General features: G+C 31.1%; 2 protein-coding genes. Both read left to right on the plus strand.

Annotation, left to right across the window (positions count from 1 at the left end):
- On the plus strand, positions 1-458 hold a 458-nt coding region (locus V2H77_RS00400), incomplete at its 5' end, for a restriction endonuclease fold toxin 5 domain-containing protein (RefSeq protein WP_341497223.1).
- Positions 459-493: 35 nt separating this feature from the next.
- On the plus strand, positions 494-983 hold a 490-nt coding region (locus V2H77_RS00405), incomplete at its 3' end, for a hypothetical protein (protein ID WP_341497224.1).

Below are 983 nucleotides of genomic sequence, written 5' to 3' on the forward strand. Positions count from 1 at the left end.
CCCGTACCGAATGTGAGAAATGTCCGGCAATTGGCAACGTTACGATGGTTTGGGAAAAGACCACATCGTATTCAGAAATAACTATTGCTTATCAAACAAAAATTGCCGGGACGATATACAACCCTGAATTAAACATAATTGAGACTTGGTTATGTATGGATACAAATTTCGATGGTTGGAAATCTGCACAATGCTTATTTCTTGAGGCTAAGGCTCTGTATGATCAGTTTTTTGAAGATGAGTTACCCAAGTGGTTTTATGCTGAATTTAAGAAAAAACCGACAGATAAGACCGGGCTTGAAAGCATGATATGGCAAGCAGAAAGACAAAATAATGTATGTGCTTCATTAGAAAATATTCCTAAATCACATTGGCATTTTCTGCAACCAGTATCTTACAGATATTTTACCAAGGCTTTTGCTAAATTTATTAACATTAAAACATTTAATACACCTTAAATGTGGATATTTATTTTAAAATTAGGATTAAAAAGATGAACATAATACACGCTAGAATAGAAATGTTTTATGATTTAAAAGAAAAGATAACACCGGAATTAGCATTGGATGATACATACTACATCATGCAACAAATAAACAAGGTATCTAATAATTCAAGTAGATGGCATCTACCGGGATATGATATAGACGAAATAAAAGCAAATAATGTTTTTGATGAAAGTGGCATTACTGAATATGCCATAAATCAATTCAAAGAAAGTTATGATGAGAGCTTTAAATCTATCATAAAAACATTATTTGATATTCCAGGTGATGTAAAGTTAAAAAATAGAATTATGTATTCAAGCCGTGACTATGGTAATAGGCTAGGAAAAACGAATGTAAGCATTGATCTTAGTTTCGAAAAAGAAAAATTTAATTATTATAATTGTATTGATTTCGTAGCTTATTTAGTTAGAAACCATTACTCTCCAATAATCATGATAGACTCCAGAGGATATTCGCTAAAACAAAAACAAGTTT

Source organism: Photorhabdus sp. P32 (genome assembly GCF_038085095.1).
Classification (GTDB): Bacteria; Pseudomonadota; Gammaproteobacteria; order Enterobacterales; family Enterobacteriaceae; genus Photorhabdus; species Photorhabdus luminescens.